The following is a 26,525-nucleotide window of genomic DNA, read 5'->3' as shown; positions in this document are numbered from 1 at the left end:
CGTTTTTCTATCCCTTCACTCGGGAGAGCGAGCGCTGTGCGGCCGCGGTGACGGCTTCGTCGGTGAAACCGAACTCGCGGAACAAGGTCTTGTAGTCGGCAGAGGCGCCGAAGTGCTCGATCGAGACGATTTCGCCATCCGAGCCGACGAAGCGGTACCACGGCATCGCGATGCCGGCCTCGACGGCGACGCGGGCCCTGACGGTCGGAGGCAGCACACCGTCCCGGTAGGCCTCGTCCTGGGCGTCGAACCACTCGACGCACGGCATCGACACCACCCGCGTGGGAATGCCCTCGGCCTCGAGGGTCTCGCGGGCGGCCACGGCGATCTGGAGTTCGGAACCGGTGCCGATCAGGATGACCTCGGGAACACCGGAGGAGGCATCGGCGAGGACGTAGCCACCACGGGACACTCCCTCGTAGCTGGTTCCTTCGAGGACGGGCAGATCCTGGCGAGTCAAGGCCAGGCCGGAGGGCGCGCGGGTCGCCTCGTCGGCACCCTTCTCGAGGACGGCCCGCCAGGCGTGGGCGGTTTCGTTGGCATCACCGGGGCGCACCACATTCAGGCCCGGGATGGCGCGCAGCGCGGCGAGGTGTTCGATCGGCTGGTGGGTCGGGCCGTCTTCGCCGAGGCCGATGGAGTCGTGGGTCCAGACGTAGGTGACCGGGGTCTTCATGATCGCCGCAAGCCGCACGGCGGGACGCATGTAGTCGCTGAACACCAGGAAGGTGCCGCCATAGGGGCGGGTGGGCCCGTGCAGGGCGATGCCGTTGAGAATCGACCCCATGGCGTGCTCGCGGACACCGAAGTGCAGGGTCCGGCCGTAGGGGTCGGCGTTCCACATCGACGTGGAGATGGAGGCGGGGCCGAACGAGTCGGAGCCCTTGATGGTGGTGTTGTTGCTTTCGGCGAGGTCGGCGGAACCGCCCCAGAGTTCCGGGAGCACCGGTCCGACAGCGTTCAGGACCGCTGCGGACGCCTTGCGGGTGGCGACACCCTTGGGGTCCGGCTCCCAGGTCGGAAGTACGTCGGCCCAGCCGGCGGGCAGGTCGCGACCGGTGAGGCGGTCGAGGAGCTTCTTGCCCTCGGGGGCGCGCACAGCCCACTCGTCGAAGCCGGCCTGCCATTCCTTGTGCGCCTGGGCGCCGCGCTCGACGACCTTGCGGGTGTGCGCGATGACCTCGTCGGTGACCTCGAACGTCTTGTCGGGGTCGAAGCCGAGTGCCGTCTTCACTGCGGCAACCTCGTCGGCGCCGAGCGCCGCACCGTGGGCGGCACCCGTGTTCATCTTGGTGGGCGCCGGGTAGCCGATGATGGTGCGCAGCAGGATCAGTGACGGGCGGTCGAGGACGTCGCGAGCCTTCTGGAGCGCTTCCTCGATCGCGACGACGTTCTCGCCGCCCTCGACGACCTGGACGTGCCAGCCGTACGCCTCGTAGCGGGCGGCGGTGTCCTCGGACAAGGCGATCGCGGTATCGTCCTCGATGGAGATCTTGTTGTCGTCGTAGATCAGGGTGAGGTTGCCCAGCTGCTGCACGCCGGCGATCGACGACGCCTCGGAGGTCACACCTTCTTCGATGTCACCGTCGGAGGCGATGACGTAGATGTGGTGATCGAACGGGCTCTCACCGGGTGCGGGCTCCGGGTCGAACAGGCCACGTTCGCGGCGAGCCGCCATCGCCATGCCGACGGCAGAGGCCAGACCCTGACCGAGTGGACCGGTGGTGATCTCCACGCCGCGGGTGTGACCGTGCTCGGGGTGTCCCGGGGTCTTCGAGCCCCACGTGCGCAGCTGCTTCAGGTCGTCGAGTTCGAGGCCGTAGCCGGCGAGGTAGAGCTGGATGTAGAGCGTCAGGCTCGAATGCCCACAGGAGAGGACGAAACGATCGCGGCCGATCCAGTCGGCGTCGGTGGGGTCGTGGCGCATGACGCGCTGGAAGAGCGTGTAAGCGAGGGGTGCGAGGCTCATGGCCGTGCCTGGGTGGCCGTTACCCACCTTCTGCACCGCGTCCGCGGCGAGTACGCGGATGGTGTCGACGGCCTTGGTGTCCAGTTCGGTCCAGTCTGCTGGGTGAACCGGTTGCGTGAGGACGTGGATGTCGTCTGTGATCGACACGGGCAGAAGTCTCCTGACATGGGTGAACGAGTTCGGAGTGCAACGGCGCACCAGGCTGGTGGCAGCGCAGTGCGCCCTGCACTGCGACGGTCACCGCACCGTCTATGGCTAGGCGGTGCGGTGACGGGATTCGGGGAGTTAGCCGAGCTTGCGCAGCCGTGGCGCGAGGTCGCGCTCGAACAGTTCCAGGAAACGCTTCTGATCATGCCCGGGAGCATGGAACACCAGATGGTTCAGGCCAGCGTCGATGTAGGGCTTGATCTGCTCGACCACTTTGTCCGGATCGGAACCGACGATCCACCGCTTGGCTACCTGTTCGATGGGAAGCGCATCCGCGGCGGCCTCCATCTCGATCGGATCAGTGATGTCATGTTTCTGCTCGGCGGTCAGGGACAGCGGTGCCCAGAATCGGGTGTTCTCTAGTGCCTGTGCGGAATCGGTGTCGTATGAAATCTTGATCTCGATCAGTCGATCGATGTCATCGATCTGACGTTCGGCCTTTCGGGCGCCTTCCGCGAGAGCCGGCATCAGCTTGTCGTTGTACAGCTCCATGCCTTTACCGGAGGTGCAGATGAATCCGTCACCTGCGCGACCGGCGTAGCGGGCGACGACCGGACCGCCAGCCGCAACATACACCGGAATTCCCTCTCTAGGAACGTCATATATCGATGCTCCCGTAGCGCGGTAATATTCGCCCTCGAAGTCGACTCGGCCACCCTTCCACAGTTCGCGCATGAGTTGCACGGACTCGCGCAACCGGGCGAATCGCTCTTTGAAGTCCGGCCAGTCGCCTTCGAACCCGGTCGCGATCTCGTTAAGCGCCTCGCCGGTACCGACGCCGAGCATCACCCGCCCGGGATAGAGCAGCCCCATCGTGGCGAATGCCTGCGCAATAACTGCGGGGTTGTACCGAAAGGTCGGTGTCAGCACCGAGGTGCCGAGCTGGATCCTCGTGGTCCGCTCGCCGACGGCCGTCATCCATGCCAGGGAGAAGGGGGCGTGTCCACCCTTGTGCCGCCAGGGCTGGAAGTGGTCGCTGACCATGGCACTGTCAAGGCCGTGGTGTTCTGCGAGGACGGCGAGTTCGACCAGTTCACGTGGTCCGAATTGTTCCGCCGAAGCCTTGTATCCGAGCCGGAGTTCTGAAGTCATTTCAGCTTCCTACCAATCGTTTCGAATTTCTGAAGACCGCCCTGCGCGGGGCGGCCGGATCTGTCTGTGCGAACGAAGCGTCAGCCGTGGAAATTCACTGTCGAGTATTCTCGGAGTTTATTCAGGCTGTGTTGTCCGTCGATCATGCGGACCGTGCCCGACTTTGACCGCATGACGATCGACTGCGTGGCGGCTCCACCTGCGGCATAACGCACACCGCGCAACAGGTCACCGTCGGTGACCCCAGTCGCGCAGAAGAAAACGTTGTCTCCGGACACGAGGTCCTCAGCGAATAGAACCCGATCCAGGTCGTGCCCAGCTTCGATCGCGCGTTGGCGCTCGGCATCATTCGTGGGCGCCAGCACGCCCTGGATCGCGCCGCCCATGCACCGGAGCGCTGCTGCCGCGATGACGCCCTCGGGTGTACCGCCGATCCCCAGCAACATATCCGGGGCAGAACGAGGGTCCGCGGCCGCGATGGCCCCGGCAACGTCGCCGTCGGCAAGTAGTTGGACCCTGGCCCCGGCATCGCGCACGCTAGCAATAAGGTCACCGTGGCGGAGGCGGTCGAGTACGGCCACCGTCACGTCGGAAAGCGACGACTTCTTCGCGCGTGCCACGCGTCGGATGTTCTCGCGGACAGGCGCCGTGATATCGATGACGTCGGCGGCTTCGGGACCGACCACGATTTTCTCCATGTAGAACACCGCGGATGGATCGAACATTGTTCCACGTTCAGATACCGCGAGCACGGCGATGGCGTTGGACATTCCCTTAGACAGCATGGTCGTGCCATCCACCGGATCGACTGCGACGTCGCAATCGGGACCGTCTCCAGTTCCGACGGACTCGCCGTTGTAGAGCATGGGTGCGTGATCCTTTTCGCCCTCACCAATCACAACGACTCCGCGCATGGAGACCGAATTGATGAGTTGTCGGATCGCATCGACCGCGGCACCGTCGCCGCCAATTTTGTCTCCCCGCCCCACCCAGCGTCCCGCTGCCATCGCGGCCGCTTCCGTCACTCGGACCAGTTCCAGCGCGAGATTGCGGTCCGGTTTCTCTCCGTGGTTCGTTCTCGACACAGTCATCGGGTGGCCGCCTCTAGTTGAACGGCGGCGGCTTCTCCGCTGCTCGTGGAGTGTCCCCCGAATTGGTTCCGTAGGGCTGAGACCGCCTTCATGGCTGGTGACGAATTCTGACGGCTCCCGAATCGGGCGAACAGTGCGGCTGAGATAACGGGGACCGGCACAGCATTCTGAATCGCCTCTTCGAGGGTCCATCGGCCCTCTCCCGAGTCCTGGGTCCATCCAGAGACTCCCGCCAGATCAGGGTTGTCCTTTACTGCCCGCACCAGGAGATCCAGTAGCCACGATCGCACCACGGTGCCGCGACTCCAGGCCTCGATGACCGCGGGGACGTTCTCGATGAGTTCTGCGGCCCCAAGAAGTTCGAAACCTTCCGCGCACGCCTGCATCAGCCCGTACTCGATTCCGTTGTGCACCATCTTGGAATAATGGCCGGCACCGACAGGTCCAGCGTGAACGAAGCCTTCACTGCGAGGACCTTCGGGTCGGAGGGCGTCGAAGAGCGGCATTGCCCGGGCGATGTGTTCCTCGGCTCCGCCGACCATCAACGCGTAGCCGTTCTCGAGGCCCCAGATTCCGCCTGACACACCGCAGTCGAGGTAGCCGATTGCGCGTGTGTCGAGAGACTTGGCGTGGTGGACGTCATCGCTGAAGTGTGAATTGCCGCCTTCGATGACGAGGTCACCGGCGGAAAGCGTTTGGTATAGATGAGTGATCGTCTCCTGCGTCGGCCCGCCGGCCGGAACCATCACCCACACGATTCGCGGGGACGGGAGTGTTTCGACGAGCGCGTCGATCGATGACACATCGGAGGTATCGACGTACGGATCGTACCCGATGGCTTCGATCCCCGAACGTCGGAGCCGTTCGCGCATGTTGAGGCCCATTTTTCCCAGTCCGATAAGCCCGATCTGCATAGCGTGGAGCCTTTCGAAATCGATAGAGCATGCCCGCTCGGCCGAGATCGAAGAGCACACAACTCTCGGGCCACGCGGGGTATCTCGAATTTGTGATTTTGTTGAAATCGCCTCTGGTTTCCAGCAGGTATTCATCTGCAACAGGAGTCAGTCGCTCACTCCGGTAACCTGCTCGTGTGTGTCTAGGAGACGGTGACGCACACGTCTTAGTACCCGGGCCACCAGTTGCGGCGGTACAGATTTCGTTCGTTTGGTGCGCAGTGGCGAGCACGTGTGGGACATCCGGTTCAGTTCTCAGTGATCAGCTTTCCGTTGCAGAGGTGTGGTCTCGAAAAGGAGATGCAGTGACGGGCTCCCCGCCCATCTCCCTGTCGCGAGAGTATGCAACGTTCGTCGATTCCTCCGTCTTCTCGAAGTCCATGCAAGGCGGACCCCAGTTGCCGTCTCCGCGTGCGTTCGAGACGCCGGTTTGGTGCTCCCACCAGTGTTTCCGCTGCAGTAAGAACTCCCGAGCTGCACCTGCCCGCCGCCACATGCTGCCTGAGGATTCGAAGCGCCGATGGGCGCGACCGGGCTCGGAGCAGAAGCGGTGCGCTGTGCAGAGTTGCCCGGGGACTCACGGATCAACTTCCCCGTGTCGGCGGTGAGCCGGCGAGCTCCCTTCTCAATCCGCATTTCGAGCGGCTCTCCGGCACGCCGGAAGAACATTCGCGCGCTTGATGGCCGGCAATTGCCACCAACCGAACTGTGCGCCGACAGCTGACGCGACCACCCGGTTCATGTGAGCGGGAGGTTACTCAGTCGAAAGCGCCCACAAGGATGCGGAAACAGAACGGGTCGAATCGATTAAAATGGTCTTCACGCTGCTCACCCCCCGCCATGTGAAGAGAGTTGCACCGTCGGGGAGCAGCAAGTAGTCAAAGCTGTGAGGCATGTGGTGGGATACCCTCCAAAGTAGAATCGTTTACATAGAGTAAATGTCGATGCTGCAACGGTCAAGGAGGCCTTGATGGGAAACCAATTTGTGCAGGCGTTTCGTCTAGGCGACTTCGTCGGTGGCGAAGACGCGCCACACGAGAACTCGGTGGAGGTAGTTCGTTGCACGGCGTTGTGGAACCTCGCGTCCACCGTCCCAGGGCAGCTGAGCGGTCCGGGTGCCGGTCCCGTCCAGATACGAGATCGTGGCCGATCCTCAGCAGCCTTTCGCGCATCTACCGCTGGTAGCAAGGTTGAGCGAGGATGGGAGCTGGTCCAATCCCGGTACACCATTAGCCCCAGTGAGCCCTTCAGAAGAGCACCCAGACCGCATCCAGGGAACACCACTTCGGGAGTTGTCTCGGCGATCCGGGGTGAGTCGGACTCTTCTCGCTCAGTGTTGACGGACTGCCTTCCATGCTTCTCGACGAATTTGATCGACGCGGATTGCGCTTCGGGTGCTGACCGGGCTTGCCGACGCCGCGGGTCTCGATGGAAATCACGGCTATACGCACCTGTACACGAGTAAATAGGACAGACGTTCGCGCAGTTGCGCACGTCGTCGGCGGAGTTCACCAAGTCCTTGGTCGGGTAGGTTCAGGTTCCTCGCAGGCGCAACGTGCGTTTGGATGGACTCGACCAGAGTGGAACCCTCGACGTCGTCGTTTCCAAGATCTTTACAGTTGTGGTGATTGTTTCAACGCCCTTTACAATTCTGCGGCATTGACAAACGCACGTACCGCCGTCGGATTGACATGGATCACGGGTGGCAGATCGATTGAGCCGCCCAGCTATACCGCCGGCCACCACCTGATTGCGTCTTTGGATCATCCCTGCTTCGTCGCAAAGTGCTCTGCATTAAGCCCTTTTGGGAGCAATTGGCTGGAGCATAGGCAAAGGAACCCGGGCGGTTCTCGGTAGAGTTCTAAGTACTCTTCTGGCTCGGCGCCGAGTCTGGCTCGTCGAGGGTGGCGGGCAGGTTTTCCGCTTGACGGCCCGAAGCCGCTCTTGTAAATTAGAAACGAATCAACAGGCGTTGAAGCCCCAGTTTTGGGGGAGAAGATAGACGAATATTGAATCGATTCTTGCTCTGGGCCGACGACTCGGCCACCAATCGGCTAAGGGGAGTGCGGTTTCGAAGGGAAGCCGAGGGCGCAGAATCGGCCTAGTGCTCTCGGAGGTGCGAAACGCGCTCAACCAAGCTCGCCCTCCCAATATCGCGCGGAGCAGTCCCCCGCAATGGCTCAAGAGTTGAGTTATGAACATCTTTGGAACTGGAGTAGGTATGAGTTCGACTAAGGACGCAGCCGTTCGAGTGCTCGTGATTGGCGAATCGTGGATAAAACACACGGTGCACATCAAGGGCTTCGACGAGTTCCGGACGGTCGAGTACGAGGAAGGCGGCGGCGTCTTCTTGAACTCGCTGAAGGCTTCCGGTCTCGAGGTGACGTACATGCGCGCACATGAGATCTCGGGTCTGTTCCCGAAGACGCTTGAAGAGCTACAGCAGTTCGATGTCGTGGTGCTCAGCGACATCGGAGCAAACTCTTTCCTGTTGGCCGATGAGACTTTTCTGCGATCCGAGCGCAGCGTCAACCGCTTGGCGCTACTAGTGGATTTCACCGAAGCTGGCGGCGGCCTGATCATGGTGGGTGGCTACATGTCCTTCACCGGCATCGATGGTAAGGCACGCTATGGGATGAGCCCGCTGGCTTCGGTTCTTCCTGTCACTATGCTCGACTACGACGACCGGGTCGAGGTGCCCGAGGGACTCGATGCCACGTTCGACGAGCCTGGCCACGAGATTCTCGGCGGAACCCCGGCGGAATGGCCGATGCTTCTCGGCTACAACCGAGTCATCGCCAAGCCGGATGCCACGGTGGTAACGCGCTTCGGTGACGATCCGCTGCTGGTGGTCGGCACCGCCGGTGTCGGACGCACGGTTGCCTTTGCCTCAGATCTGGCACCGCACTGGGCGCCAACGGAGTTTGTGCAGTGGCAGCACTACCGTGCGCTCTGGACCTCGATTGTGAACTGGGCGGCCGGCGCGAGTACATCCGTCGCGTCACCGGCTCGTGCAACTGCTGCGGTAGATTGAGAAGTTTATGAACAGTAGTCAGCCTCCGACGATGAAAGATGTGGCTCGGCATGCGAACGTTTCAGTCAGCACGGTCAGCTACGTCCTGAACGACAGCGGACCAGTTGCGCCCGCACGTCGCGCACGTGTGCTCGACGCTGTGCGGGTACTTAACTACGCACCCAACGAGGCTGCACGGGGGCTGAAGAGGCGCTCGGCGCCCACGATCGGGCTCGTCGTTCCCGAACTCTCGAACCAGTTCTTCGCGCTCCTGGCGGAAGGGGTGGAGCAGGTTGCCGCTGCATATGGAGTGCTTGTCGTGTTGTGTGCTCCCGAAGCCACCGATGGGGCAGAGTCGCTCAACGGCCGATTGCTCCGCAGCCAGAGACTGAATGGCATCATCTATCTGTCGGGAGCCTCGACGTCGCCGACGTCGCTTCTCGAGCTCACCCGCCTCGGGCCGATCGTGCTGGTGGACGAACAGGTGCCCGGATTTGACGTACCGGCAGTTGTGTCGAACAACCGTCGGGGTGCTCGTGAAGTTGCCCAGCACGTGCTCGAAGCCGGTCATCGGAATATTGCCGTCATAGGAGGTCCCGAGGGGCTGTGGACGGCGCAGCAGAGACTCGCCGGCTACCGGGAAGCGTTGGCAGCGGCCGGAATAGATCCCGACAGCGTTCCGGTCTTCTGCGGAAACTATCGGCAGAACTCAGGCACCGAACTTGCGGCGAAAGCGCTGTCCGGGCCGTCGGAGAAGCGCCCTACAGCGTTGTTGTGCGCGAACGACTTGATGGCGATCGGCGTGCTCGAATACTGCCGAACCGAGGGCATTCAGGTTCCTGAAGAACTCAGTGTGGTCGGCTTCGACGATCTACCACTGGTTTCGCTCCTAACGCCGAGATTGACGACAGTCCGCCAACCGGCCCGGGACATGGGGGAGCGCGCCGCACGTGTCCTATTCGACCTGATCGATGGCAAAGACGACCTAGAAACTCCACAACCCTTCCCAGCGCTGCTACAGATAAGAGACTCCGTGGCCACACCGCGAGGTAGTTCATGAGTACGCCGCCGGACGCGGGTACCGCCAGGAGGCGGGTTTTCGTTGTCGGCGCAATCAACGTCGACCTTGTCGTCGCCGCCGAGAGGTTGCCGGGTCCGGGGGAAACCGTCGTGGGGGCTCGCGTCGAACGGTACGGCGGCGGAAAGGGTGCCAACGCCGCGGTTGCAGCCGCGCGGGCAGGAGCCGAAGTGCATCTCGTCGGGGCGGTGGGTGCGGACGCGAACGGCACGGAGGCGTTGAGTGAGCTCGTCGCCGAGGGGATCAGTGTAAGCGGCGTCACCGTCCTGGAGCAGGAAGCCACCGGGGTCGCGTTGATCGTGGTAGATCCGGCCGGTGAAAACCAGATCGCCGTCGGTGCGGGAGCCAATGCAGCGTTAAGCGCCGAACACGTCACGCTGGCCCTCGAGTCCGAACTCAGACGGACGGATTACGTCTTGGTGAGCACGGAAATACCTGAGGCCGCGGTGGCTGCCGCTGTCGAGACTGCAGCCTTAGCCGGGGTACGTTGTGTCCTCAATCCGGCCCCGCCCGTACCCGGAATCGTCAGGCTGCTCGGCCTTGGGCCGATCCTGACACCTAACTCCGGCGAGTGCATCGACCTCGCCCAGACGCTCCTGGGCGATGATTCGCCGGACTACGAAACAGCTGCGAAAGCGATCATGGCTAGAACCGGCGCCTCGGTCGTCGTAACACTTGGAGGCGACGGTGCCCTGGTAGTAACGCCAGATGGGAACATCAACCGTGTGCCACCACGGCGCACGGTGGCACGAGATACAACCGGCGCGGGCGATACGTTCAACGGCGTTCTGATCAACCGGCTTGCGGCCGGCGACCCACTCGAGGATGCCGTACAGTACGCGAATGCCGCAGGCGCCCTGTCTGTTGCGCACGTCGGTGCTCGGGCAGGGATGCCTCGTGTGACGGAGATCGAAGCCGAACTCAAAACCTGACGCCAGGTGACCCGAAACAGGGCGGCTGGGCCCCTCGGTTCTGAGATTTGACTGATGCTGCGTGGAATGACAACTTCCGGCGCCTCGTCACTCTGTAGGTGCATCACTGAGCAGGTTGCCGGATAGACCTGGGTCCGACGACTATCTCCAGCCGACTGGTATCGTCCTTGTCGCTAGAAGCGCAATTCCCCGAGTTCGCACCAGATTTCGATCTCGATCGTAGGGGATGTCTTTCGGTCTGGGAACCCGTTCCTTGCCGAAGGTCAGAACACCCCGCACGACGGGCACGCCGGCGCGGTGTTCTCGTCGATGATCAACGCGACCAACCGGGCGCCGCCGATTAAGGAAACGCTGCTTACTGGTACTCCTGACAGCCCAAAACAGCACTGTCGTGCTCTCGACCGCGCTCTTCGTCCCTCCGTTGCCTGATGTTTTGCAGCATCCCGATTTCTGAAGACCGAGGGTCTGCCGGACGACCGCGCCGAACACCCTCGAGTCCCTGGTGGCCCGCGCAGATTGGAGAGCCCTGAGATGGTGAATCGATAGTTTATTGATACCGAAATATCGTGGTTCCTGCTTTACCGGCCAGACCCAAATCTCGGGCTGTCATGATTGAAAACACCAGCACTCATCGTTACTCGATAGTATTCTATTTATATGAGTATTGCCGCAATCGCCCGCATTATCGCTTGGGCCTTGACAGAGTCACGGCTGCGGAGTTCTAAAATTACGGGCGCCTCGGTCGGAGAGTAGTCCGACTTACGGCGCGCTCAGGCAGAGGTGATATGTCGGCTAGGGTACATCGGCGAACGGACGACCACGCCGACCAGTACGGGCACGGCAACAACTCCGGGATCACTCCCATTGCTTATCCGCCAATACCTGAACTGGGTCACCCGAACATCGTCCTGTAGAACGCTTTACACCCTTGTCGGACGCCGCCGTGGGCAGACGATCTGGACCCGGCGGCGGATCGCCGGTCACGGTACCTGTGATTGTGTACTCGAACGGATTCTGACCACGGCCGACGCGTCTGGGATGGTCCACTGGGTGGTGTCGGCAAATCGATGATCGCTCGCGCCCAACAGTATGCAACGAGCATCCTCCGCTACAGGGGGCTGGATCGAATAGCACGAATCCGCACCTCGGGTCGACGGGCCACGTGGTAGGCCGCTCTCGCGGTGGCCTGTCGATGGAAGATTCATCAGCCCGTCGACCGTGACGGGCGGTTACTGCTGGTGACGCAAGGGCGCCGGGTGATCTATCAGCTTTGCGATACCTGCTCGCGAACCTTCACCGGGTATGAGGTGTGCGGATAACCGGAGAGTCCCTTACTAGCAGCGCACTGTTGCCGGTCCCCGGGATAGCGGCAAATCTCCTGGCTTTCTGTCGGTATCTTGCTTCCGAGGACCAATTGCGATCAATATTCCTTGCGCGGCTCAGACATAGGCAAAGGCAGGAATTGCCAGGTTCGAGGGGAACCTGGCAATTCCTGATCTTGTGAGCTACCGGTCAGGCGTCATTGTCGCCATAGACCGACTTCAGCTCAAGGAAGTCGTGGAGTCCAAACTTAGCGAACTCTCGGCCGTTGCCTGACTGCTTGTAGCCGCCAAAAGGAACATCTGCAAGAAGGGGCGCGCCATTGATGTGGACCATTCCCGTACGCATGCGGCGGGCGACTCGTCGCGCTCGTTCGTGGGAGCCGGAGGAAACCATGCCGGCAAGCCCATAGCAGCTATCGTTCGCGATTTGAACTGCGTCATCTTCATTCTGGTACGTAATGAGCGTCATCACGGGCCCGAAGATCTCTTCCTGGGCGATGGTCATGTCGTTGGTTACGTCGGCGAAGACCGTTGGTTTCACGTAGTAACCCGTAGTCAGGTGCTCTGGGCGTCCAAGTCCACCGGTCACCAGGGTTGCGCCCTCATCGATTGCCTTCTGGATCAGTCCCTGGATTTTGTCAAATTGGGCCTGAGATACCACCGGGCCGATCGTGGTTCCGTCCGCCGTGGGCGGGCCGACGACGATACCGTCCGCCGCCGCCTTGGCAATGGCAATCGCATCGTCGATCTGTGACTCTGAAACAAGGATGCGAGAACTGGCATTGCAGGACTGGCCCGAGTTGAGAACCATGCCATTCACATCGCGCGTGATGACCTCCTCGAGGTCCGCATCGTCGAGCACGATGTTCGCAGACTTGCCGCCCAACTCTTGAGCGACGCGCTTTACCGTGGGAGCCGCGTTGCGAGCCACGTCGATCCCCGCGCGGGTAGACCCTGTGAAGGAGACCATATCGACGTCGGGGTGCGACGATAGCGCTGAACCGACCGCCGGACCCGCGCCGTTGACGAGGTTGAAGACGCCTGCTGGCACCCCCGCCGCATGGAAGACCTCGGTCAAGATTAGCGCGTTGAGCGGAGCAATCTCAGATGGTTTGAGCACCATCGTGCACCCAGCAGCCAGGGCTGGTGCGGTCTTGGCCGCAATTTGGTTCAAAGGCCAGTTCCACGGGGTGATCAATCCGCACACGCCCACGGGCTCGCGGACGACGGTGGTTGTGCCGACCTTCTCCTCGAACTCAAAGTTCTTGAGGACTTCAAGTGTGGTGATGAAGTGGCCGAGGCCGAAAGGAACCTGCGCGGCCTGAGCAAGACCACTCGGTGCGCCCATCTCATCGCTGAGCACCCCGGCAAGATCGTCGGCGCGCTTCTTGTACTCGGCGATGATATTCTCCAGCAATTCAATCCGCTCGTCACGGGTTGTAATCGAGTAGGAGTCAAACGCAGCTTTGGCCGCAGCTACGGCACGATCAACATCCTCCGCTGTACCCAGTGCGATGGTGGCAAAAGGCTTCTCCGTCGCGGGATTAATGACGTCGAGTGTTTCAGAGCTGGCAGGGTTCATCCATGCCCCATTGATATAGAATTTCTTGGAATTCTCCATGGTGCTTCCTTCGTTCGGTGCGTTGGTTGATGCTTCTTTAACTTGGCTGGCGCTGTTCGAAAAGTGAAGAGGATCCGAATCCCTATTCAACTCGAGATCTCAGGTAAACGGTCTTGCTATTAGTGAAGAAATGGCGCGCGGACTTTCCCAATTCGCGGCTCATGCTGCTGGAGGCCTTCAAACCACCAAAGGGAACATGCGGCTCAATACCGGCCGTTTCCCGGTTGACATGAACCAGACCGGATCTGCTGCGCCGGATAAAATCCATTACCGTACCGATACGGGACGTGAATATCGCAGCCGAAAGCCCGAAGACGGTGTCGTTGGCGGCTGTGAGGGCATCTTCGTAGTCATCGACTGCGGTAACGACCACCACTGGACCGAAAATCTCTTCTCGCATCAACCGGCTGTTTGAAGAGACACCGGTGAGCACGGTGGGAGTGACGAAGCAGTTCCCGTCGCCGTGCCCAACTTCGTCTTGCTCACGACCAGTGAGGAACGTGGCCCCTTCGTCGTAAGCGAGCCTGAGGTATCCGCCGACCGTGCCACATTGGTCGACAGATGCGAGCGGACCTACATCGGTAGTTTCCTGATAGGGGTCGCCCACAGTGAGACGTTCAACCTCTTCGACCAGACGATGACAGAAACTCCGAGCCACGTCCCGTTGAACATAAACCCGGCTTGTTGCGGTACACCGCTGACCAGCAGAAAGCATCGCGCCACGGGATATTTGGGTCGCAGCGTCGTCGACGTCCGCATCGGAAAGAACAATTGCAGGGTTCTTACCGCCTAGTTCGAGCTGGACCTTCACGTTGCGGTCGGCAACCGCTTGCCGTAAGCGGACTCCGACCGCATTGGAGCCAGTGAAGGTCAGGGCACACAGCCTCGGGTCGCCGGTGAGAGCGGGAGACAGGGTTCGTCCGTTTCCGGTAATCATATTCAATACACCGGGAGGGACACCGGCCTCCAGCAATACTTCGGTCAGCAGTACTGCACTGCCGGACGCGGCCTCGGCAGGCTTCCATACTACGGTGTTGCCGAATGCCAGTGCGGGAGAGAGCTTGAATGCGGGAATTGCTAAAGGGAAATTCCAGGGAGTGATTACGCACACGACTCCCGCCGGTTCCTCGACGGTCATCAGGAAGGTATCGGCGCTGGAACCGGGGTAGGTGTCTCCTATGGGTTGGGAAACCTCATTGGCAAAATAGCGAAAGACTGCGACGCTTCGCCGGACTTCACCGCGGGCGTCGCGAATGGCTTTGCCCATATCGGCAGTAAGACGTCGTGCGGCCTCTTCGGTTCGGCCTTCGAGCAAATCAGCAGCGCGAGAGAGTATTGCTCCGCGTTGACCCGCCGGCATCGCCGCCCAACCACAAGCTGCTGCTGCAGCAGCAGCGTAAGCCTCCTGAACATGATGTGCATCTGCCTCGGCGAAGGTTCCCGTCTCCTCGCTGAGGTGGGCAGGATCGAATCGTTTGAATATGGAACTGGAGCTAGTCCACATGCCGTTCACGAGGAGCGTGGCACCGCATGGCGTGGGGTAGTCGCCCGCCAAGTTCGCCATAGAAAGTCCTAACTTATGGAAAGTGGATGTTTGTTCGAGTCGCGATGAAGGTGCCGGCCGGTACGTAGGTTGTGCCTTGGAAAGAGTTCGTACTGCGTGACAGACTCACCACTGTCCATCCCGGGCCCGGCAACGGCAGAATCCGGCTTGGTTTTAGGCATCGTTCGGGGCGCCTGCGAACTTGGTGTCCGTCAACGCCCCCCAGTCGTTCGATCTTGGTACTGGTAAAATCCGAGTCGCGCGGTGAGTCGTGTAGAAACGTTTACATCATCCTAGGTCCGATGTCCGAATGCCGTCAAGTATTCGCAATCCACTGGTAAGTGCCACGCATACGCAAGTTCCGCAGGCGGAGTGCGAGAAACGGAGCCGTTACCAAGCTGCGCGCGTTAGTACTAGGTCACGAAAGAGCGCAACGTCGACATTTGTTGCGAACTGAATCCGTGGGCCCGAGGCCGGGGGATGGCCTGCGTCTATGAACTGGACTAGGGTCTGACCTCGGCGTTCTCCTGGGGCGGTGACGACTTCGATCGTCGCAGGTGTTTTGCTGATCACCGGCGGGTGGACGATGCTCGCCAGGGCCAGCGCGTCGTGCATTGGCCATCCACCTTCGTGAATGTCGCCGTATGCCTCGATCATTCGGGCGAGTAGGGCTCCTCTTCGTGACTTTCGCCGCAAACGTGCGAGATCGTCAGGATCGAGAGTCGCCCGGCGGGTTACATCCAATCCGACCACCACAATTTCTGCGACTGCCGCATTGCTGAACACTTGGGCGGCCGCTTCGGGATCATGCCAGATGTTGAACTCGGCATAGTCGGTGATGTTTCCTGGCCCCGTCCCGCCACCCATCACTGTAATCCGCGCGATTCGGTCCGTGAGATCCGGATACTGAGCGAGGAAGATCGCAATGTTGGTCAGAGGCCCGATGGCGGCGATGTCCACGGATCGAGGTTCGGCATCCCGCAATACGTTGGCGATAAGGTCGGTCGCGCTTTGCGATCGCCGTTGTGGCCCCATGCCTTCGAGCATCACTCCACCTAGCCCATTGTCGCCGTGTGGCGAATCTTTGACCCGCTCGTAGCCGCCGACAAGAGGGTGTGCTGCTCCCGCTGCGATGGGGATGTCGCCGCGGTCAAATGCGGTAAGCAACGCCGCGGCGTTCGTGGTCGCGATGTCCAGGGGGGAGTTGCCCGCCACGCTGGTCAGCGCGACCACTCTGACTTCACTGCTGGCGATCGCCAATGCTATTGCCAATGCATCGTCTATTCCCGGGTCTGTATCGATGATGATCGGTCTCGGGCTGGGCATCGATTGCCTTCTTTCGCGGAGCTTGTAGAGCTGGCCACGGCAGCGCCCGCAGTCTTGCGCGACGCAGAGTAGAAACGATACCATTCGGTTGCTGGGAGATTGTCTGCTGCGGTAACCGAGCGCAGTTGCCTCTCCGCGCCTTGGCTGGTCGATGTCAGTGCGGGACAGCTGAAAGGTCGAGATCGACAAGGGCGCAGGTCAAGGCGGGTGGTGGGAATTCTTTACTCGGGCCGAGGATGGGGATCAGACGGTCTCAAGACTAAGACCAACTACCGATGTCTGTAGGAGAAGGCTGAAACGAGTTCCGGAAATATAGAAACGGTTCCACTTTGCTCTTGCGAGTGCAAGATCGTGGATTGGGGTTGTCGAAGTCGTGTCTCCGGTACTGGGTGGGGGGTGTAGTACGGGCGGATCCTGACTGACTTATTGGGAGAGACGGCGCTTAGTGGCCGAACTGGTTCGGGTTAGCGTGGAAGGGGCTGCGGCACGGTTTCGATGTTTGTCGAACCACCGCGCTGACTCGGCTGACGGTCGGCCAGCGGAATACTGTGCAAGCTCGAGGTCGAAATGACGCCATCCAGGTAAAGGCTGATTTGTGGCCCAGCCAGCGGACTCAAGATTTACACATACGGAAAACCCCTAGACGAGTACATGACAGTGAGGCATCGAGCTGTGGACGTTCTGACTTCGAGTCCGGCGGGGGGCGCAGACAGCGCTACACCCGTGGGTGCTGCAACAAGCATGCCCATGAACTATGGCAAGCGTTTGAAACTGTTCACCGGTCGAGCGAACCCGGAGATCGCGAAGGCGATCGGTGCCGAGCTGAACGTGGGGCTGAGTCCGGTGGTACTGAAGACGTTCTCGAACGGTGAGGTGTACTGCCGGTTCGAAGAGTCGATCCGCGACGCCGACGTCTTCATCGTCCAGCCGACCTGTACCAACTCCGCTACCGGGGTCACCACCAATGACGCTCTGATGGAGCTGATGGTGATGATTGACGCCGCGGTGGGCGCCAGCGCACACCGTGTCGTCGCAGTGACGCCGTGGTATGGGTACTCGAGGCAGGACAAGCAGAGTGCGCCGCGGGAACCAATATCGGCGCGCATGGTTGCCCGGATGCTCGAATCGGCTGGAGCGGACCGTCTGCTGGCGATGGATCTGCACGCCGGACAGCTCCAGGGAATGTTCAAGATACCGGTGGACCACATGACCGCAATGAGGTTGCTCGCTCAGTACTTCATCGATCTCGAGATGGAGAATCTCGTGGTGGTGGCACCCGACGCCGGCCGGGTAAAACTGAACAAGAGCTTTGCCAAGTGTGTCGGCGCCGATCTCGCGATTCTCGACAAGGAACGCCCGAGACATCAGGTGGCCGAGATAGGTCACGTGATCGGGGATGTTCGGGGCAAGACTGCAATCATCGTCGACGACATGATCGACACCGCCGGCACGCTCCGTGCTGCGGGAGAGATGGTGATGAGGGGAGGAGCGTCGAGGGTCTTCGCCGCAGCCACCCACCCGGTGTTCAGCGGCCAGGCCTACGACAACCTCGCCGCGGCACCGTTCGAAGAGATCGTCGTGACCGACACGATCGCGCTGTCGCCCCAGGCACCGGCCAACGTGCGCGTGCTGTCCTGCGCCGGCGTTCTCGCCGACTCGATCAGCCAGGTCTTCCGCGGCGGATCCGTCAGCGAAGTGTTCGGCAGTGAGTACCAGTTGTTCTGATCGATAGAAGTGGAGCCGTCGAGCCGCGCTCGAGGGTTCTCATTACCGGTAGAGGCGTAGAGAGCATCCCACCATGAGCTTCGATACAGGTACGAAATCAACAATCCACCAGATCGGCACCACAAGGAGCGCCCTCAACGCATTCTCCGTCGATGACGCGAACGTCCTCCTTACCCTTCCGCTCTCGGAGCTGATGGAACGGGCAGCGGAACTGCGTAACGCGCTCTTCGGCACAAGGGTGACGTATTCGCCCAAAGTTTTCATCCCGTTGACCTCACTGTGCCGCGACGGGTGTGGCTACTGCACGTTCTCCCGTTCACCCGCACGCGTCGAAGCGCCTTTCCTTACGCCCGACCAGGTGCTCGCGATCGCGGTGCAGGGGGCGCAGGCCGGGTGTCACGAGGCGCTGTTCACACTGGGGGAACAGCCCGAAGACCGATACGACGTCGCGTCGGAATGGCTGGCCGATCACGGCTACGGCTCGACCGTCGAGTACCTGGCCGCGATGTGCCGCCTCGTGACCGCGGAGACGGGATTGCTGGCGCACTCCAACGCCGGCGCTCTCGCACCGGATGCTCTGTCGCTGCTGCGGACCGTCAGCCCCGGCCAGGGCATGATGATCGAGTCGTTGAACCCGACGCTGATGGCCCACCGCGGTGCGCCCGACAAGACACCGGAACGCCGGCTGGCCACGCTGGAAGCCGCGGGCGACCTCGCGATTCCCTTCACGACCGGGATCCTCGTCGGCATCGGAGAGTCTCCGCAGGACCGTGTGACGGCGCTGCGAGCCATCGCTGGCGTACACAGGCGTTACGGGCATATCCAAGAAGTGATTGTGCAGAACTTTGTGCCGAAACCGGACACTGTGATGCGCAACGAACCCGCCTGCCCGAAGGACGACTTGCTGCGCACGATCGCAATGGCGCGGTTGATCCTGCCGCCGGATGTGCACCTGCAGGCGCCCCCCAACCTGTCGGAAGACCTCGGTCCGCTGCTCGATGCGGGGATCGACGACTTCGGTGGTGTGTCCCCTGTGACGGTTGACCACGTCAACCCGGAACGACCGTGGCCCTCGCTCGACCGGCTCCGTGAGGTGACCGAACGGAACGGCAAGTTCCTCACACCCCGACTCACCGTCTACCCCGAGTTCGCGCGCCGCCCCCACCAATGGATCGACCCCGGACTGCATTTCGCGATCATGGATCGGTCGGACGCCGAGTCGCTCGGCCGCGACGACCCGGGCGCGATGTTCCCTGAGAGCCACGCCGACGCGAAGAACGTCGGCACCGGGGCGGAAGTCGTCCAGATCGGTCGACGCTCGACCGTCTGGAGTGCCGGGTCGGAGTTTGCGCCCACCGAACTTGTACCGAGCCGCCGACGAGGGTTCGGGGGGCCCGTCACGGACGTCCTCGACGGAATCGCCTCGGGGCAGCAACCTGGAGTGGACGAGATCGTCACGTTGTTCGGAGCTCGCGGGGGAGAGGTCGCTGAGGTCGCAGACTTCGCCGATCAGCTCCGCGCCAGAGCGGTCGGTGACGACGTGACATTCGTGCGGAACCGAAATATCAACTACACCAACGTCTGTACCTTCAAGTGCACCTTCTGTGGGTTCTCCAAGGGGCCGTTGTCGCTGAATCTGAGGGGTAAGCCGTACCTTCTGACGCTTCAGGAAGTCGCCGGCCGTGTCCGGGAGGCGTGGGACCTCGGGTGTACCGAGGTCTGCCTGCAAGGCGGCATCCATCCGTCCTTTAACGGCGACTACTACATCGACGTCTGCCGCGCGGCGAAGGAAGCAGCGCCCGACATCCACGTGCACGGATTCACAGCCCTCGAGGTCACGGAAGGAGCCAAGCGACTCGGGGAGCCGCTCGAGAAGTACCTACAGCGATTGGTCGACGCAGGACTGAAGTCACTACCGGGCACCGCTGCCGAGATCCTCGACGACGACGTCCGGGCAATCCTCTGCCCAGACAAGATCGACACCGAGGAGTGGCTCGAATGTCACCGCGTCGCCCACTCAATGGGCCTGACGTCGAACGTGACGATGATGTTCGGAACCGTCGAGGAACCCGTGCACTGGGCGCGGCACTTGCTCCGCACCCGAGAACTCCAGCGTGAGACGGGCGGGTTCACCGAGTTCGTTGGTCTTCCGTTCGTGCACATGGCGGCGCCGATCTACCTCAAGCGTGGTGCGCGCCGTGGTCCGACTTGGCGAGAAGTAGTGTTGATCCACGCGATTGCGCGAATCGTCTACGACGGGCTGATCGACAACGTGCAGGCGTCGTGGGTCAAGCTCGGACTAAAAGGCGTTCGTCAACTGCTCCAAGCCGGAGTGAACGACGTCGGCGGGACGTTGATGGACGAGAACATCAGCCGTGCCGCCGGCGCAGCCCACGGCCAGCAACTCGACGAGACAGACCTGGACGAGGTGGTGCAGGGAATCGGCCGCCGCTTGCGACGGCGAACGACCAACTACCTCACGCCCCCCACACACCAACTCGATCTGCACGGTGCGCCGACACACTCACCAGAGGTGATCCTCAGATGACAACAACAAGAACCGCTTCCGGTCGCTCGAAGCCGATCCCCTACATCTATGACGACGCTGAACAGCTCGCCCGCCACGTTGCGTCAAGGTTGCTTTCGGCACTTGCCCAGGCACAGAAGGAGCGCGCCTACGCGTCGTTGGTGCTCACGGGAGGGCGAACCGGGACCGCGGTGCTCGAGCGACTACCCACCGACCCGAATCGCGACATCGTCAACTGGCAGCGAGTGAACCTTTTCTGGGGCGACGAGCGTTTCGTGCCCCGACATGACCCCGACCGTAACGAAAAGCAGGCGCGTGAGGCCCTTCTGGACCACCTGCCCGTGGACCCGGGCCGTGTGCACGTCATGGCGCCCTCCGACGGCGGCTTCGGCAATGACGCCACCGCAGTGGCGAGCGCCTACCAGGCGCTGCTGTGCGCGTACGGTCGCCCGGACAGGGCGCCTCTGTTCGACATCTGCCTCCTCGGGATGGGCGAGGAAGGTCACGTCGCCTCGATCTTCCCGGATTCACCGGCCGTGCTAGACATGCAACGTGAGGTGGTGGCGGTATACAACTGCCCGAAACCACCGAGCACCCGGATCTCACTGACCCTGTCCGCGATCACGCGCTCCCGCGAAGTGTGGCTGATGACCACCGGCGAAGCCAAGGCGGCTGCCGTCTCGGTACTGATGAAGAAGGAGTTGCCCGCTCAGCAACTCCCAGCAGCCGGCGCGCAGGGATTGAGCGCAACCCGGCTGTTCCTGGACGCGGCCGCGGCCAGCTTGCTGACAAGTGCCGATGAAGTAGCAACTTGATGAGGCGGTTGACGGATGCCGACAGTTGAATCTGTGCAGGTTCACCCTCCAGAGGGTTTGCGGGTCGACATGGTGATCCCGGTAAAAGCGTTGAGTGAAGCCAAGACCCGTCTTCTGGGCGCAGCCGACGGAGGAATGGGCGACGCCACCTGGCACAAAAGCCTTGTTCTTGCCATGGTGACCGACACAGTGACCGCAGTTCTCCAAACCCGCGCAGTTCGCCAAGTCTTGGTTGTTACTCGTGATCCTGAGATAGCCGAGAGCGTTGGGCGCCGAGGCGCAACCGTCTTGCAGAGCGAGCCTGGAGGGGGCCTCAACGCTGCCCTCGATCACGGGGCGAGTGCACTCCACGCCGGCGAGTCAGGCCATATAGTAGGCGCACTGCTTGCCGATCTCCCAGCGTTGCGTCCCCGCGAACTGTCCTCCTTCATTTCAGCCGCCGGGGGGCGACGCGCGATTTGTGCCGATCGGGCGGGAACTGGCACGACGTTGCTGCTCTCCGCTCGGGGTAAGCGCCTGCAGCCTCAGTTCGGCAGTGGGTCGGCACGTGCACACCTTTCCTCCGGAGCGATTCAGTTGGCCGGCCACTGGCCTTCGCTTGAATCGGATGTGGATACGGCGGCAGATCTCCGGACGGCGCGAGATTTGGGAGTCGGTCACTGCACGGCCGCCCGGATCGCGGCGTTCCGATCAAACTACGAGTTGATGATGCTGGATAAACACGAAGTCGCAATGCTGCGCTTCGCGCAGCACTGGACTCCGTTCGGTGGTGGAAGCAACGACGAGATCTTTATCCAGTTCGGTATCACCCCGCGTACATATTTCGAGCGGCTCATCAAGTTGCTCTCACCGGATGTCACCCCCAAACTGAGTTCCATCCAGCGCGAGTCGATGCTCCAACTCGCTTATGGGCGTACTACCGAGGAAGACGAAGGTTGGCACAAGCACTGAGCGTGAGCTTTGACGCGACAATGCGTGACCACTTCGTTCCGACATACTCATGATTCATACGTGCTGAGCTTCGATCGTGAGCCTACCTGTTGGGAGACCAACCATCCCATGCGATGCCGCAGCCCTGTGGCGCCCTCTTGGTGGAGTCAGCCGGCCACAACCTGAGGTATCGGTTCCTCTGCCCACCCGAAGCGAACTCGTACGGACGAATTCGCCGAACAACGCCATCGACATAGGAAGCGCTCACAATGACCGGTGTACAGACGAATGACCACGGGGCGATGAATGGACTGCAAGTAATACCCGTGACCGGCCTACCTGAGTTCCGGCCGGGGGACAACCTTGTGGCACATATCGCTCAACGCGCGTCTTTCCTGGTCGACGACGACATCGTTGTGATCACCAGCAAGATCGTATCGAAGGCGGAGGGTCGGATAGTCGATGTGCCGGGTGACACCGACGAGCGAGAGGCCATCCGGCATCAACTCGTCGAGCAGGAGACGGTACGCGTAGTCGCCCAAAGGGGTCATACCCTCATCACAGAGAATCGGATCGGCATCGTCCAAGCCGCTTCTGGAATAGACGGATCCAATGTCTTCTCCAACGAACTGGCCCTACTTCCGAGTGACCCCGATGCCAGCGCACACTCAATTCGAGAAGGGCTGAAGGAACGGCTCGGAGTCACAGTGGCAGTAGTGATCACCGATACGATGGGCCGGGCTTGGAGAAAGGGGCAAATCGATGCGGCGATCGGCAGCGCCGGAATTGCGGTGCTGCACGGATATGCCGGCACCAAAGACTCTCAGGGCAACGAGTTGCAAGTCACCGAGGTAGCAGTCGCCGATGAAGTTGCCGCCGCGGCAGACCTCGTGAAAGGAAAGCTGTCGGGGAATCCGATCGCTGTCGTGCGCGGACTCACACTGCAGGATGACGGCACCAGCGCGGTTGATCTGCTCCGACGCGGCCCGGAAGACATGTTCTGGCTCGGCACCTCCGAGGCGCTGATCCAGGGGCGCCGAGAGGCACTTCTGCTCCGCCGGTCAATTCGTTCTTTCACCGACAAAGCTGTAGACCCCCGAGCGATCCGAACGGCAGTTGCCGATGCCCTTACGGCTCCTGCGCCGCACCACACTCGCCCCGTTCGATTTGTCTGGCTGCGTTCCAATACTATTCGCGCACGCCTACTTACCGCCATGCGTGAGCAGTGGCGCACAGATCTGGCCGGCGATGGACTACCGCGGGAGTTGGTGGACCGACGCGTTGAACGTGGCAACATCCTATTCAACGCGCCCGAAGTGATCGTTCCGTTCTGCGTACCTGACGGCGCTCACAAGTATCCTGACCTGCGCCGGCGGCAGGCAGAGGCGACGATGTTCAGCGTGTCAGTAGGCGCTGCCGTTCAGGGGCTGCTGGTCTCCTTAGCTGCCCAGGGAATCGGCAGCTGCTGGATCGGCTCAACAATTTTCGCTCCAGACGTAGTGCGCGGCCAGCTCAACCTTCCGACAGAGTGGCGCCCCTTGGGTGCCGTGGCTGTCGGCTACGCGGCTCAGCCGCCGGAGCCCCGCCCAGCAGTTGATCCCGCAGATGCACTAATCGAATTCTGAGATCTCCTCTTCCCCACGCGGCGCCCTCCGTCCAGGACACGTATCCCGCGAAAACAGTCGAGATTCGCAGCACCCATCGAAGGAGGTTCAGCCCTGATATCACCATCACACCGTTGTTCCCCCGAAAAGTATGCCGGTGAACGTACCGAATCAGCGATGCGCCCGACTTCTATCGCATACGCCCCCAGTGGAGTGGCGGTACCCGTTTCGGTTGTTGGTACGCTCCCCGAGGCGCTCGCCTCAGCTGTCACCGCGCGAACTATCAGGGTCGACGCCCATTAGCGCATCGATGAACGTGGACAGCGGGCTACGCAGCAGATCAGGGCTGGCGTCGGTGACGCGATCGGTCAGGACCTGATGCAAGTCAATCTATCGGAGGCGGTGGTGATCGCCTCACGCCGCTCAGATCCGATTCCGATCCGTACACCACATTGCTGGACGCAACCGACCCGCCCGAACTGAGGTCGTTACGGGAGGGTCGCGTGCAGAGCTTGATACGGCGAGATGTTCGCGCGGATATCTCCGCTCTAGCTGGATCGATAGCGCGGGCCACCCTTCGGTTCTTCGCTTGTGGCGATTGACGATCCGAAGGGCGGACCGCGGCGAATGCGAGTCACGGCAGGACCCGCCGAACGCCTCGATATCACGCTGCACATGCAAACTCATGTGAGGGGATACGGTGTCGCGCCGAACGGAGCACTTACCGTCCGAGGTCGGTCTCCGGGAGTAACATGCGAGAAGCAGAAGCCTGCTCGTTCACCTTCGCCACTACGAGTGCTGGCGCGGAGAGGGCTCAATGAAACGGGCGTGTTCGCGTGCGGCTGGAGCCTACCGAGCTTATGACGAATCGTTCGGTCCCATTCGGTGCTTCCTGGTCGTCAAGTAGCGCACCATAGCGCTTGCTACACATCCCGATCAGCTCTCCTGTCTCACCCATCGCTCACGAGCAGGCTGCTCGCATTGGCGACCTTCTCCATCGCTGGTAGTCAAGCTTCCGACGCCGCGGCATAGAAAACTAATCGCGCTACCGCCTTTCGAGTAGCCTGTGTCCGCAGCGCTCGAACTGATCCAGAACTGTCTTAACCTGACCCTGGCCGGAACAGTTGCCACACGGTACCCTTGGCTACCGTGAAGTGAGCGAGGCGAAAATTCTCGGTTAACGGGCAAGCGCCACACCAAGAACCAAACCTCGCAGGATGGGCGCCGATGGGTGAACCGTGGCGGTCGCCTGGATCTCGAAGAAGACTTCGATGTCCCCCTGTGCCAACCGGGTGAACTAGCCGATTTCCAGGGTCGACCTGTCCTTCGAGAGCACCTCGTCGTAGTAGTAGGCGGGAACTTCACGGTTGCTGTTCTCGAGAACTTCGCCCCAGGCCAACGTCCGCAGGATTCTTCCATCTCGGAAAACGGGTGCCAACAAATTCTCTTCGGGCGAGACCTGCCCTCTTGGAACAGTCTTGAAGTCACCGTCGACCTTGCACAGCGCCAACCGCCCAGCCTTGGAATGCTTCATCAGGTTCCCGGTCGGCCTCTTGGCGATGTCCTTCCACTTACCATCGATGCAAATGGCATTTGCCTTTTGGCCGAAATTGAACGTATCGCGATTTATTTGCTGCAGCAGCCCGCCACCCATACCGCACAGTGCATTTTCCGCCGAAAGGCCTCGGCGCTCGAGCTCATCGTAGACCTGTCGCAGACTCTCAATTGTCAAGCCGTCGCCCTGGAGCGCCCGAATATAGGGCGGGAGAACCCTGAACCCCTTGCTATTGACTTCATACCCGAACGCCTCCATCAGCCACTCGACCGTGTCGGAGGTGACCTGCACTACATCGCCCGAATCGATACGTATCCCGACGAGTCCAGGATATTCCTCTACCTGCTCCTTTAGTTTGACGCCAACGATATTCCGGACCGTGTTCTCGTGGTTGAAAGTATCAGTCAGTAAACTGACAATGGGAGATTTCCTGTCGAGCATACGTCGCATCTGCTCCGCCTCCCCGTCGGGACCCCAGGAAGAAATACTTGCATGCTCCATGTGTACACCCGAGAATGCGGGAGTCGCTGCGTCGTAGTACTTCTTTGCGGCAACTGTTGCGGGCACCGTCTCGCTCTGGTCGAAGTTCACCAGATGCGCCATCCCTCCCAATGCTGCCGACTCCAGGGAACTCACACCGCGCGCGCCGAAGTCAGCCAGATAGTGGCCCGCTAGATCGGGATTATCCGAGGTACGTTCCAGGGCGTTCCAGATAATTTTTTTCAACATCCAACTCAAGGAGGCGACTGAAGTCGGATACCATACTGCGCGCAGAAGCGCGGTTTCAAAGAAGCTGGGCACCCAGAAGTACTTGGGATCGGTGTTGATAACCTGCAGCATCACGTTCCTTGTCGGAACTACTGTCCCTTCGGGAACGGCTTCGATCTCGATCGGCAAATAGCCTCCGTGGTCCTCTAGCAGGTCCAGCCAGATTTGCCGATTGAACTCGACATTTGTACCGCGAATAATTGCTTCGGCCTCATCAATGTCTTCAACAGTGAACGGCTTGCTGAGATACTCCCGGAGGAATGCCTGTAGCCCGAAAAAAAGTGTAGCTGGGAAGGCGCCGCCTCGGGACTCGATGTAGCTCGAGACATACTCGGTGCCGGGCGGATACTGGAAAAACTGGGTGTGCTTATAGTTGTCAGTATTGGTCAACAGATTAGTGAAGCCAGTTCTGGTGGTCATGCAATGCTCCTACGGGGATGGGGAGATTGGAACT

Annotated in this window: 16 protein-coding genes; 8 read left to right on the top strand and 8 right to left on the bottom strand. The window is 61.1% G+C overall.

What is annotated here, in order from left to right:
* Nucleotides 1-7: 7 nt before the first annotated feature.
* The 4 genes from tkt to gnd form a co-directional block, all read right to left on the bottom strand.
* The gene (gene tkt, locus HYG77_RS31820; protein WP_208963659.1) at nucleotides 8-2,116 is read right to left on the bottom strand and encodes a transketolase; all 2,109 of its coding nucleotides are present in this window, start codon (nucleotides 2,114-2,116) and stop codon (nucleotides 8-10) included.
* A gap of 138 nt (nucleotides 2,117-2,254) precedes the next feature.
* Entirely contained in the window at nucleotides 2,255-3,268 is a 1,014-nt protein-coding gene (gene fgd, locus HYG77_RS31815; protein WP_208963658.1) for a glucose-6-phosphate dehydrogenase (coenzyme-F420), read from the bottom strand.
* Between the two features lie 80 nt (nucleotides 3,269-3,348).
* Nucleotides 3,349-4,359 carry a class II fructose-bisphosphatase gene (glpX, locus tag HYG77_RS31810; RefSeq protein ID WP_208963657.1) on the bottom strand — a complete coding sequence of 337 codons (1,011 nt, stop codon included), beginning with the start codon at nucleotides 4,357-4,359 and terminating at the stop codon, nucleotides 3,349-3,351.
* Nucleotides 4,356-5,408 carry a phosphogluconate dehydrogenase (NAD(+)-dependent, decarboxylating) gene (gnd, locus tag HYG77_RS31805; protein ID WP_208963656.1) on the bottom strand — a complete coding sequence of 351 codons (1,053 nt, stop codon included), beginning with the start codon at nucleotides 5,406-5,408 and terminating at the stop codon, nucleotides 4,356-4,358. The genes glpX and gnd overlap by 4 nt, the downstream gene beginning before the upstream one ends.
* Nucleotides 5,409-7,533: 2,125 nt before the next feature.
* Here gnd and HYG77_RS31800 point away from each other — a divergent pair.
* The 3 genes from HYG77_RS31800 to HYG77_RS31790 are packed head-to-tail and all read left to right on the top strand — an operon-like array spanning nucleotide 7,534 to nucleotide 10,335.
* Nucleotides 7,534-8,346: a glutamine amidotransferase gene (locus HYG77_RS31800; RefSeq protein ID WP_208964225.1), complete on the top strand. Its 813-nt coding sequence runs from the start codon at nucleotides 7,534-7,536 to the stop codon at nucleotides 8,344-8,346.
* A gap of 31 nt (nucleotides 8,347-8,377) precedes the next feature.
* The gene (locus HYG77_RS31795; protein WP_236603583.1) at nucleotides 8,378-9,385 is read left to right on the top strand and encodes a LacI family DNA-binding transcriptional regulator; all 1,008 of its coding nucleotides are present in this window, start codon (nucleotides 8,378-8,380) and stop codon (nucleotides 9,383-9,385) included.
* Complete coding sequence (locus tag HYG77_RS31790; protein ID WP_208963655.1) at nucleotides 9,382-10,335, top strand: ribokinase; 954 nt, start codon at nucleotides 9,382-9,384, stop codon at nucleotides 10,333-10,335. Before HYG77_RS31795 ends, HYG77_RS31790 begins: the two co-directional genes overlap by 4 nt.
* A 1,512-nt stretch (nucleotides 10,336-11,847) precedes the next feature.
* Here the strand turns inward: HYG77_RS31790 and HYG77_RS31785 are convergent.
* From HYG77_RS31785 to HYG77_RS31775, 3 genes are all read right to left on the bottom strand, one after another.
* Nucleotides 11,848-13,278, bottom strand: coding sequence for an aldehyde dehydrogenase family protein (locus tag HYG77_RS31785; RefSeq protein WP_208963654.1), 1,431 nt, complete (start codon nucleotides 13,276-13,278; stop codon nucleotides 11,848-11,850).
* A gap of 82 nt (nucleotides 13,279-13,360) precedes the next feature.
* The gene (locus HYG77_RS31780; protein ID WP_236603582.1) at nucleotides 13,361-14,842 is read right to left on the bottom strand and encodes an aldehyde dehydrogenase family protein; all 1,482 of its coding nucleotides are present in this window, start codon (nucleotides 14,840-14,842) and stop codon (nucleotides 13,361-13,363) included.
* A 369-nt stretch (nucleotides 14,843-15,211) separates the two neighbouring features.
* A complete protein-coding gene (locus HYG77_RS31775; RefSeq protein WP_208963653.1) occupies nucleotides 15,212-16,147 on the bottom strand; it encodes a nucleoside hydrolase in 936 nt (311 codons plus the stop codon).
* Nucleotides 16,148-16,894: 747 nt separating this feature from the next.
* Here HYG77_RS31775 and HYG77_RS31770 point away from each other — a divergent pair.
* The 5 genes from HYG77_RS31770 to HYG77_RS31750 all read left to right on the top strand — a co-directional run bounded on the left by HYG77_RS31770 (nucleotide 16,895) and on the right by HYG77_RS31750 (nucleotide 23,769).
* Nucleotides 16,895-17,872 carry a ribose-phosphate pyrophosphokinase gene (locus tag HYG77_RS31770; RefSeq protein ID WP_208964224.1) on the top strand — a complete coding sequence of 326 codons (978 nt, stop codon included), beginning with the start codon at nucleotides 16,895-16,897 and terminating at the stop codon, nucleotides 17,870-17,872.
* Nucleotides 17,873-17,945: 73 nt separating this feature from the next.
* Nucleotides 17,946-20,420, top strand: coding sequence for a 5-amino-6-(D-ribitylamino)uracil--L-tyrosine 4-hydroxyphenyl transferase CofH (cofH, locus tag HYG77_RS31765; RefSeq protein ID WP_208963652.1), 2,475 nt, complete (start codon nucleotides 17,946-17,948; stop codon nucleotides 20,418-20,420).
* On the top strand, nucleotides 20,417-21,214 hold the full coding sequence (pgl, locus tag HYG77_RS31760; protein WP_208963651.1) for a 6-phosphogluconolactonase: 798 nt from the start codon (nucleotides 20,417-20,419) through the stop codon (nucleotides 21,212-21,214). Before cofH ends, pgl begins: the two co-directional genes overlap by 4 nt.
* Nucleotides 21,215-21,229: 15 nt before the next feature.
* Nucleotides 21,230-22,165, top strand: coding sequence for a 2-phospho-L-lactate guanylyltransferase (gene cofC, locus HYG77_RS31755; RefSeq protein ID WP_208963650.1), 936 nt, complete (start codon nucleotides 21,230-21,232; stop codon nucleotides 22,163-22,165).
* Between the two features lie 248 nt (nucleotides 22,166-22,413).
* Nucleotides 22,414-23,769 (top strand): coenzyme F420-0:L-glutamate ligase, encoded by a 1,356-nt coding sequence (locus HYG77_RS31750; RefSeq protein WP_208963649.1) that lies wholly within the window; start codon nucleotides 22,414-22,416, stop codon nucleotides 23,767-23,769.
* Between the two features lie 1,276 nt (nucleotides 23,770-25,045).
* On the opposite strand, the gene HYG77_RS31745 is transcribed toward HYG77_RS31750, so the two are convergent.
* On the bottom strand, nucleotides 25,046-26,491 hold the full coding sequence (locus HYG77_RS31745) for a nicotinate phosphoribosyltransferase (RefSeq protein WP_208963648.1): 1,446 nt from the start codon (nucleotides 26,489-26,491) through the stop codon (nucleotides 25,046-25,048).
* Between the last annotated feature and the right edge of the window lie 34 nt (nucleotides 26,492-26,525).

Source organism: Rhodococcus sp. ZPP (assembly GCF_017656075.1).
Classification (GTDB): Bacteria; Actinomycetota; Actinomycetes; order Mycobacteriales; family Mycobacteriaceae; genus Rhodococcus_F; species Rhodococcus_F oxybenzonivorans.
Note: the sequence above shows the minus strand (reverse complement) of the source record. Positions and strands in the feature narration are given on the sequence as shown.

Coding starts and splice junctions, on each gene's coding strand:
- fgd (WP_208963658.1), bottom strand. CDS start 3,268: ATGACTTCAGAACTCCGGCTCGGATACAAGGCTTCGGCGGAACAATTC.
- glpX (WP_208963657.1), bottom strand. CDS start 4,359: ATGACTGTGTCGAGAACGAACCACGGAGAGAAACCGGACCGCAATCTC.
- gnd (WP_208963656.1), bottom strand. CDS start 5,408: ATGAATACCTGCTGGAAACCAGAGGCGATTTCAACAAAATCACAAATT.
- HYG77_RS31800 (WP_208964225.1), top strand. CDS start 7,534: ATGAGTTCGACTAAGGACGCAGCCGTTCGAGTGCTCGTGATTGGCGAA.
- HYG77_RS31795 (WP_236603583.1), top strand. CDS start 8,378: ATGAAAGATGTGGCTCGGCATGCGAACGTTTCAGTCAGCACGGTCAGC.
- HYG77_RS31790 (WP_208963655.1), top strand. CDS start 9,382: ATGAGTACGCCGCCGGACGCGGGTACCGCCAGGAGGCGGGTTTTCGTT.
- HYG77_RS31785 (WP_208963654.1), bottom strand. CDS start 13,278: ATGGAGAATTCCAAGAAATTCTATATCAATGGGGCATGGATGAACCCT.
- HYG77_RS31780 (WP_236603582.1), bottom strand. CDS start 14,842: ATGGCGAACTTGGCGGGCGACTACCCCACGCCATGCGGTGCCACGCTC.
- HYG77_RS31775 (WP_208963653.1), bottom strand. CDS start 16,147: ATGCCCAGCCCGAGACCGATCATCATCGATACAGACCCGGGAATAGAC.
- HYG77_RS31770 (WP_208964224.1), top strand. CDS start 16,895: ATGAACTATGGCAAGCGTTTGAAACTGTTCACCGGTCGAGCGAACCCG.
- cofH (WP_208963652.1), top strand. CDS start 17,946: ATGAGCTTCGATACAGGTACGAAATCAACAATCCACCAGATCGGCACC.
- pgl (WP_208963651.1), top strand. CDS start 20,417: ATGACAACAACAAGAACCGCTTCCGGTCGCTCGAAGCCGATCCCCTAC.
- cofC (WP_208963650.1), top strand. CDS start 21,230: ATGCCGACAGTTGAATCTGTGCAGGTTCACCCTCCAGAGGGTTTGCGG.
- HYG77_RS31750 (WP_208963649.1), top strand. CDS start 22,414: ATGACCGGTGTACAGACGAATGACCACGGGGCGATGAATGGACTGCAA.
- HYG77_RS31745 (WP_208963648.1), bottom strand. CDS start 26,491: ATGACCACCAGAACTGGCTTCACTAATCTGTTGACCAATACTGACAAC.